An 8,709-nucleotide genomic window follows, 5' to 3' on the forward strand; every position below is an offset into this window, starting at 1 on the left:
ATCACAGCTCTTCTGTTGTATAATTACCAGTGTAAGCGTTTTTAAAAAGGAGGAAGACTTTTGAAAGCAGAAATTTCATGGCTGGATGATCCTCAGACTTTTCGGGTCAATCAGTTACCAGCGCATAGTGATCACCGCGGTTACGCGACGGTTGCCGAAGTTCTGGCCAAACAGAGTAGTTTGGTTCAAAGTCTCGACGGTTCCTGGGAATTTTCTTTTGCGAAGGATCCCCAACACCGTCCAATCGGCTTCTATGAGACCGACTATGACCGTTCCGGCTTCGATCGTTTGACCGTTCCGGGTCATATCGAACTCGCCGGTTATGGCCAACTTCAGTACATTAACACGACCTATCCTTGGGAAGGCAAACACTACCGTCGTCCCGCCTACAGCATGGGTGCCGACCGTCCCGAAAAGGGGATGTTCAGTACCGACCCCGAGAACACCGTTGGGGCTTACGTCAAGCACTTTACGTTAGACGCCGCGCTCCAAAGTAAGCGGGTCAGCATCGAATTTGATGGGGTCGAACAGGCGATGTATCTCTGGTTGAATGGTCAGTTTGTGGGCTACGCCGAAGATAGTTTCAGCCGTTCTGAATTCGACTTAACGCCATATCTCCAAGCTGGGGATAATGTGTTGGCCGTTGAGGTCTTCAAGCACAGCACCGCCGCTTATCTCGAAGATCAGGATATGTTCCGTTTCTCTGGGATCTTTCGCAGTGTGCGGTTGGTTGCTAAGCCCGCCCTCCACGTCGAGGATATGACGATTCGTGCCGGCGTCGACGATGCGTTTGTGACCGGCGACTTGCGGGTTAATTTGAAATTATCTGCCACCGATAAACTAGTGGGGGCCGTTAACGTTAGCCTCCTGAACGACACGGGTGAGGCCATCTGGACAACCGAAAATGAAGTTACCGACACGTTGGACTTGTCCGCAACCATCAATCACGTTCACCTCTGGAACCACCACGATCCGTACCTTTACCAGCTGCAAGTTGAATTGCGCGATGTTACGGGAAATCTGGTCGAGGTCGTGCCTTATCAAGTCGGATTCCGCCGCTTTGAACTGAAAAATAAAGTCATGGAACTCAACGGGCAACGCTTGATCTTGAATGGGGTCAATCGTCACGAATGGGACGCCCACCGTGGTCGGGCCGTCACGCAAGCCGACATGGACGACGACCAACAAATTTTTAAGGAAAATCACATCAACGCCGTGCGGACCTGTCACTATCCTGATCAGGATGCTTGGTACCATCTGTGTGACCGCAATGGGATCTACATGATGGCTGAAAATAACCTCGAAACGCATGGCACTTGGCAAAAGATGGGCGCCGTTGAACCCTCCTATAACGTACCTGGAAGCTTGCCACAGTGGCAATTAGCCGTGCTTGACCGGGCCAAGAGCAACTACGAAATGTTTAAGAACCATCCGGCCGTTTTAATCTGGTCGTTAGGGAACGAATCCTACGCTGGCGATGATATTGCGGCCATGGACAAGTACTACCACGACGTTGACCCAACGCGGCTGACCCACTACGAAGGTGTTTGCCGTAATCGGGATTATGCGGATCGCATCTCCGACATGGAAAGCATGATGTACGACCATCCGGATGCCATCGAGGACTATCTGAAAAATGACCCAGCCAAACCGTTTGTGAACTGTGAGTACATGCACGATATGGGAAATTCCCTGGGTGGCATGAAGAGTTATACCGATTTAATTGATAAGTACTCCATGTATCAGGGCGGTTTCATTTGGGACTACATTGATCAGGCACTCTGGGTCAAAGATGACGTTACCGGACAGCCCGTTCTTCGCTACGGTGGGGACTTCGATGACCGGCATGCCAACTATGAATTCTCCGGTGATGGTCTGCTCTTTGCGGACCGAACGCCGAAGCCAGCACTACAGGAGGTGGACTACTACTATGGCCAACACGACTAAATTAAACGTGATTTATGGCGACGAGACTTTGGGGCTGAGCGGTCCCGGGTTCCACTACATCTTTGCTTACGATCGACGGGGCTTGGAATCGCTGGTCCAATATGGCAAGGAGTGGTTGTACCGGACACCGACCCCGGCTTTCTGGCGCGCCACGACCGATAACGACCGTGGTAATGGCTTCTCCACGAAGTCTGCGCCGTGGCTGGGCGCCGATCTGTTCAGTGCTTGCACACAGATCGACGTTGCAGTTGACGGGGAACCGATTCAGCTGCCAATTGCACCGGTCAATAATCAGTATTCCGACCACGAAACGGCGGATACAGTTGCGGTGAAATTTACCTATATGACGACCACGACACCAGCCACTACGGTGACGGTCGAATACGTCGTTGCTGGTGGTGGCCAGATTACCGTGAATGTTCATTACAAGGGTGCGACCGGCTTACCAGAGCTGCCAACGTTTGGTTTGCGGCTGGTCATGCCGACCGCTGCTACTGGATTCGACTACCAAGGCCTCTCGGGTGAAACGTATCCCGACCGGCAAGCGGGTGGTCGTCCAGGTACGTATCACGTTGACGGGCTACCTGTCACACCGTACATGGTGCCACAAGAATGTGGCATGCACATGAACAACGACTGGGTTAAGGTAACGCGGGCCACGACGCTCAATAACGCCGACCCCGACCACCAGCCATTCAGGCTGACGATCCGGCAAGCGGGGCATCCATTTGCCTTTAGCTGCTTACCCTACACGCCAGAAGAACTAGAAAGCGCCACGCACATTGAGGAGTTGCCGCTGGTTCGCCGCACGGTCCTGACCATCTTTGGCGCCGTTCGGGGCGTTGGTGGCATCGACAGTTGGGGCGCTGACGTTGAACCGCAGTACCACATTGCGGGTGACATCGACCATGACTTTAGCTTTGAAATTGCTGGAGTTAAGGATTAGCGTAAGTTGAATAGAGATAATAAAAGTTGCTTCTTTCAGAGTCATCAGATTCTGAAAGAAGCAACTTTTTGAGTTATGTTCCAGACGCTTGGTAGCTCCGAATGTACATTGGTGAAACGTGGGACAAAAGGCAGTTGAGAGGTCGGCAGATATGGGATTAGGCGCGTCGTTCTACTTAGTCAGTGGGTGATTTTCCCACTGTCTTAGTAGAAAACCAAGCTTGGAGACTCAATCCTTTCGAGGCCTAAAGTTGTGTTCGCACCGATCCAGTCCATATCTGCCGGCCGGTAAGGCGATGGTTGAACAACGTTGCCTAATTTTAGACCCAGTATCGTTGTGACAACAGTCATAATGAGTGTTTTGGGACTTTCAGCCTTAGTGCTCATCAGCTAATCGCCTTTTGTCCCACTCTCAATAAAACGTTACTTCACCAACCCCAACGATATCAATCGGTCCGCTGCTGCCAGCACCGTTTCTGTCGGTGTGTGTTGTGTCCAGCCGAGGTCGTGTTCTGCGGCAGCCGTGGTGTGGTGATAACGGCGGTCGAGCATGGGAACTAGCGAACGCAGGGCAGGCATGGGCTTGGCCAGCAGACGGGTGGCCCAATTAGGGAGTGGCCGTGCGTGAACCCTAAGTTGCGAGTAGTTTTGTTGATACAACTTGGCCACGGCCGGCATCGAAATGGTTTGTGAAGCGGCCAGGTAACGATTACCAATAGCGGCTGACTGCTCAAAGGCTAAGCGGTGAAGGACGGCGAGGTCGCGGACATCACTGACTTCTAAGGGGACTTTTGGGACGGCAGGGAGGCCCTTGAGAAGTTGGCGTAAAAGTCCGTTTGAGCTGAGATTGGCAGTCATGACTGGGCCGAAGATGGCGCCAGGCAGAATGGTCGTCAGGCTGAGATCGTGTTCCTCGGCGAACGCCCATGCGGTTCGTTCGGCCTTAACCTTTGAGATACGATAAGGGTCCAGTTCGGGATTAGCGAGATCCGTCCAGAGGCTTTCATCGAAGGTTCCGGTTGCGTGGCTATCCGGCGTCGAAGCGGCTTGAGAACTGGTCATGACGATTCGTTTGACCCCAGCGTCAGCAGCGGCTTGAAAGACGTTCAGCACACCATCGCGAGCAACTTCAACCAGCTCTGCTGTGGATTCGGTGCCATTCCCCAATGGTGAAGCAACATGAATGACGCCGTCAGCGCCGGCCATGCCTGCTTGCCAGCCAGCTGGACGCGTCAGGTCGGCTTGGAAGAAACTTAGGTTGGCGAGTTGGACAGCCGAGACATAGCGACTGAGTCCTTGCTTGATTCGTTCGGCCTTGTCGAGGGACCGTAAACTGGTCGCCACCGCGTAACCGTGTGTGAGAAATTCTGTAATGACCCAGCTGGCCACAAAACCGGAACCGCCAGAAACAACAACTTTTTTCATAAATAAAAACTCCTTTGAAATTTAATTTAGACAAATAATATAACATATTGTCTAAAACGTCAAGAAATGTTATTCTAAAGTCATAGGAGTTGAATGCCATGATTGACCAAAAAGAGCTGACAGTCAAGCTCAATCACGTAATTTTAATTAAAGGATTTCAAACATTATCTATGAGTAAACTAGCAGCGGATGTGAACGTTAGCCGTGCGAGTCTCTATCTATACTTTAAAAATAAGGACGAAATCGTTCAAGCCGTGGTGGCTCGCCACCTGCAATTTATCGCGGAACACCCCGTTCCTCGTCATTTTGCGCCGGCAACATTTCTGCCAATTTGGTTGGATTCCTTACTACTGATGGGGTCGACGACCGAAACATTTACCGCAGAACTGAAGAAGGCCTATCCGGCGTTGTACCAGCAATTTACGGGTGCTTACCGGGTGTATTTCGGCCAATTGGAGGTTTACGTCGATCAGGCTCAACAGGCTAATTTTATCGTCAAAGAGCTCCCGGCAGACTACGTGTTGTTCCAGGCAGAGGCTTTGGTTCAGACAGTCTTACAGCGCGTACAAAGACATCGGCTAACGCTGAATCGCGCCGAGGCTTATTTGGCAGCCACGTTGCGGTTTCAGTTGATTGGACTGCTAGTGCCAGCCGTTCAAGAACAGCTGGATATGAAACAGATCGAAGACTTTAAAGCGACTATCTTGCGAGAATTTCGGGCGACGTATGCCTTGATTGCGTAGGACCTTTAGCAAAATGGCGTAAAGATTATAGCGAAGTTTTAGAACACCTAGTATGACTGCTGTAGTAGAATACTGCGGCTAAAATTAGGCAACGCAGTCCAACCATCGCCTTACCGGCCGGCAGATATGGGCTGGAACGGTGCGAATACAACTTGAAGCCTCGAAAATGCCGAGTCTCCAAGCTTGGTTTTCTACTAAGCCAGCGGGAAAAAACACCCACTGACTAAGTAGAACGACGCGCCTGAGCCCATATTTGCCGACCTCTCGGCTTACTTGGTTGTTCTAAGACAACATAGATTATGCCTATAGAAACGTTATTGATTTACGTTAAATGTTAGCACTCATCTGGAACGCAACATTTGAAATGGATGGGTACAGTCAGAGCTAGAGGCGTTCCCCACAGCAAGCGGAACTCCTGCTAGCCGGAGTGCGCCTGTTTTCCATTATTTTAGTGGCGATCGTCTCTACCTATTGTAAAAGTAACGCGAGCATTTTAACTTTTAACCTTCAGTTATAGCGACTAGTAAGGGGCACAACCAACGCGTAGTGGTAGCGGTCTGTGGCTCTTGTTTTCGCGTTAAAAGAGTCCTAACAGTATATGTATATGAAGATGAGGCAGTCTGGTGCGCTCTGACAGGCTGAAAAGAGTCCCAAACGATGCTTTCAATCTTGCGTAGGCGGAATCTCTAAATAAAGGCGATTTAAACGAAGTTAGCGGCACTGAATCTAATGCGCACTGGGATGAGAGGTGCAAGTTAGTTGCGACCGCGGAGCCGTGTTTCAAAAAAAGTTAAACTTTCCCCTTGCCTTGAAGTCCACATGAAGGTTTAACCTAGGGTCATTCAAGTGTCAGGAAGGGAGTTGGAAATATGCGTGGTCGTTTACCTAAAGGGCGTGGCGCCCGGTCCGATGGTGCGGATACCAACGCACAGGTAGTGCCGGTTCGGCAGCTTACGCCAACCGCCAAGACAGTGATCATTTATTTTTCACGGAGCGGGAACACCGAATCTCAGGCACAATTAGCTGCAGATTATCTGCACGCCGACCGCTATGAACTGGTGGTTGCGCAACCGTATCCTGCTGACTATCAGGCCAGTGTGGCGCGGGCAACACGTGAACGGGAAGACCAGAATTGGCCTGAATTGGTCATAGGCGATCTGCCCGATATAAGGCAGTACGACCTAATCTTATTGGGGCATCCGATTTGGGCGATGACCCCGGCGAATCCAATGCATCAGTTTTTAAAACAGTTTGGCAACCAGTTAGCGGGTAAACGGCTCGCGTCATTTTCCACTAATGCCGGTTACGGAGCGGGGGACACGCAACAAGTTCTAGCGCGGCTGACCCCAGCAACCACCACCATCTTGCCCAACTATAGCGTCCATGATGTGAACTTAGAACAGACCACCAGCGACTTTAAACGCTGGTTGGCGCAGACAAAGGAGTCTTAATAATGCGTAAAAGAGTTATGATTTTAGCTGCTAATGGTCAAATCGCGCGGCTCGTTGAACACCGTATCTTAACCGAACCGGCGTTTGCAGACGTGACGTTGACGTTATTTCTACGGAACGCCGGTCGGCTCAGCAGTCTACAGGCCAATCCGCGCGTGACACTCGTCGATGGTGACATCGCTGATGCGTCCGCCGTGACCGCTGCTATGGCGGGTCAAGACCTAGTTTTCGTGGCGATGGTCGATCACGATCGACAGAATCGGTTGACCAAGAATGTCATCAGCGCCATGCACGCCAACCATGTGGACCGCGTGTTGTTTGCCAACGTCCTTGGCCTCTACAATGAGGTCGGTGGCGAATTTGGTCGCTGGAACTTGGAAATGATTGGCGCAGGGATGGCTCCAGCACGGGAATCCGACAAGCTGCTTGCGCAATCTGGTCTGGACTACACGACGCTACGGCTGCCTTGGTTGAACGACCGAGATATCGCCTACACCGTCACCACCAAAGACCAACCCTATGAGGGTGTTTCCGGTTCTCGGGCCAGCGTGGCCGATGTCGTTTTGAAGATGATTGCTGACCCAACGCGCTACAGTCGTGATAGTATTGGGATGGCAGACCCCACAACCGAGGGGCAGAATCGCCCAGTTTACTAAACTTAAGGAGCTGAAGGTAAATGAACATTAAAGAAGCCAGCGAAAAAACCGGCGTTTCTTCCGCAGCAATTCGTTACTACGAAAAGGAATCCCTAATTCCCGCTATTGACCGAACACCGGTGGGTAATCGGGACATTGACGACCGTATCATTCGGCGCATTCGTTTCGTGACGCAAATGCTGTCAGCGGGAATGAGTGTTGAAAATTTGCGCCGGTACATTGAACTCTTTGATGCGCAAGAGGACAACACGAAGGAACAAAAGGCATTGCTCAAGGAACAGCTTGCTGTGATGGAAGAAAAACGCGACGACTTGCAAGCGGCGATTGATCACCTAAACTACAAGTTGAATCACTTCTATGACCACATGGAGACGACGGAAGAAGAACTGCGGTCGCTGGAAAGAGAACATGCGGAGAAGGTTGCCAAGCAAGACGCGGCAACGGATGATGAACCTGACTACCATAACTAAAGCTAAAGAGAGTGGGATAAAAGGCGATTAGCTGGCGAGCATTAAGGCTGATAACCGAATAATCCCGGGCTTGGATTATTTGGTTATCAGTTTTAAGCGGAGTCAGCTGCCTTTTGTCCCACGTTTCAGCACTGTAAATTCGGAGATACTAAAGGAGTCTGGGGATTTCTCTCAGGCTCTTTTTACTACCTTTGAATTGCTAGTGATGAAATCGATGCCGGAATAGTGCAATTTTTTTCTTGCCTTCGAGTTGACTCGAAGGCCTAAGCTATTTAAATACAGGGAGTGATTAAATATGAAAATTTTAATTCTAGGAGCCAATGGGCAGATTGCCCGCCTCGTTCGCGAACGGTTATTGCGAGCAACAACTGATCAATTAACGCTATATCTGCGTCGTGCTAGTCGGCTACAGGACGTCGATGTTAGCAGAGAAACGGTTGTGGAAGGTGACGTCAACGACTACGACACGCTTCAGGATGCCATGGTTGGCCAGGAGCTAGTTCTTGCTGATTTAGGTGGGACGTTTGAACCGATGGCTAAAAATATTGTTCGGGCCATGGACGCGACGGGGGTTACGCGGCTACTCTACATTACTGGCTTAGGTCTGTATCATGAATTGCCCGAGAAATTTGATGCCTGGTTAGAACGGTCGATTGGCCATGAAGTTATGGAAGATACCCGCCGAGCGGCCCAGCACATTGAAACGTCAAGTCTTAATTACACCATTATTCGTGCCGGATACATGACTAATAACGACGAAGTTGACTACCAACTGACCAACAAAGGGGAAACTTTTAAAGGGACCACGATTTCTCGGCAGAGTATTGCGGATCTCATCGTGAAAATTGTGCAGGAGCCGACGCGATATAGTTACAGTAGTTTAGGAATTGCGAAGGCTGGAACTGACGGTGACACGCCAGTTTACAATTAGCCGCTGAGGGATGAAGCCCAACTTTTTCTTGTCTTCGAGGGTACACGAAGGCTTAAGGTAAGGACTGAAGGTTGAAAGTCCCAAAACACTCATTATGACTGTTGTCACAACGATACTGGGTCTAAAATTAGGCAACGTTAT

General features: G+C 50.5%; 8 protein-coding genes. 7 read left to right on the forward strand and 1 reads right to left on the reverse strand.

The genetic code is table 11. The features are described from left to right. Positions 1 to 60: 60 nt before the first annotated feature. Both EKM89_RS07700 and EKM89_RS07705 read left to right on the forward strand, forming a co-directional pair. Positions 61 to 1,947 (forward strand): glycoside hydrolase family 2 TIM barrel-domain containing protein, encoded by a 1,887-nt coding sequence (locus EKM89_RS07700; protein ID WP_125687302.1) that lies wholly within the window; start codon positions 61 to 63, stop codon positions 1,945 to 1,947. After that, positions 1,931 to 2,893 (forward strand): beta-galactosidase small subunit, encoded by a 963-nt coding sequence (locus EKM89_RS07705; protein WP_125687305.1) that lies wholly within the window; start codon positions 1,931 to 1,933, stop codon positions 2,891 to 2,893. Before EKM89_RS07700 ends, EKM89_RS07705 begins: the two co-directional genes overlap by 17 nt. A gap of 422 nt (positions 2,894 to 3,315) precedes the next feature. On the opposite strand, the gene EKM89_RS07710 is transcribed toward EKM89_RS07705, so the two are convergent. Then, entirely contained in the window at positions 3,316 to 4,317 is a 1,002-nt protein-coding gene (locus EKM89_RS07710; protein ID WP_125687306.1) for an NAD-dependent epimerase/dehydratase family protein, read from the reverse strand. Between the two features lie 98 nt (positions 4,318 to 4,415). On the opposite strand from EKM89_RS07710, the gene EKM89_RS07715 reads away from it, so the two are divergent. The 5 genes from EKM89_RS07715 (at position 4,416) to EKM89_RS07735 (ending at position 8,568) form a co-directional block, all read left to right on the forward strand. Continuing rightward, positions 4,416 to 5,060 carry a TetR/AcrR family transcriptional regulator gene (locus tag EKM89_RS07715; RefSeq protein ID WP_125687308.1) on the forward strand — a complete coding sequence of 215 codons (645 nt, stop codon included), beginning with the start codon at positions 4,416 to 4,418 and terminating at the stop codon, positions 5,058 to 5,060. An 869-nt stretch (positions 5,061 to 5,929) separates the two neighbouring features. Further along, positions 5,930 to 6,511 carry a flavodoxin family protein gene (locus EKM89_RS07720; protein WP_125687310.1) on the forward strand — a complete coding sequence of 194 codons (582 nt, stop codon included), beginning with the start codon at positions 5,930 to 5,932 and terminating at the stop codon, positions 6,509 to 6,511. Positions 6,512 to 6,513: 2 nt separating this feature from the next. Further along, a complete protein-coding gene (locus EKM89_RS07725) occupies positions 6,514 to 7,167 on the forward strand; it encodes an NAD(P)H-binding protein (protein ID WP_125687312.1) in 654 nt (217 codons plus the stop codon). A gap of 20 nt (positions 7,168 to 7,187) precedes the next feature. Further along, positions 7,188 to 7,637, forward strand: a complete 450-nt coding sequence (locus EKM89_RS07730) for a MerR family DNA-binding transcriptional regulator (RefSeq protein ID WP_125687314.1) — start codon at positions 7,188 to 7,190, stop codon at positions 7,635 to 7,637. Between the two features lie 295 nt (positions 7,638 to 7,932). Then, complete coding sequence (locus EKM89_RS07735) at positions 7,933 to 8,568, forward strand: NAD(P)H-binding protein (RefSeq protein ID WP_125687316.1); 636 nt, start codon at positions 7,933 to 7,935, stop codon at positions 8,566 to 8,568. Positions 8,569 to 8,709 lie beyond the last annotated feature (141 nt).

Source organism: Levilactobacillus fujinensis (assembly GCF_003946335.1).
GTDB lineage: Bacteria > Bacillota > Bacilli > Lactobacillales > Lactobacillaceae > Levilactobacillus > Levilactobacillus fujinensis.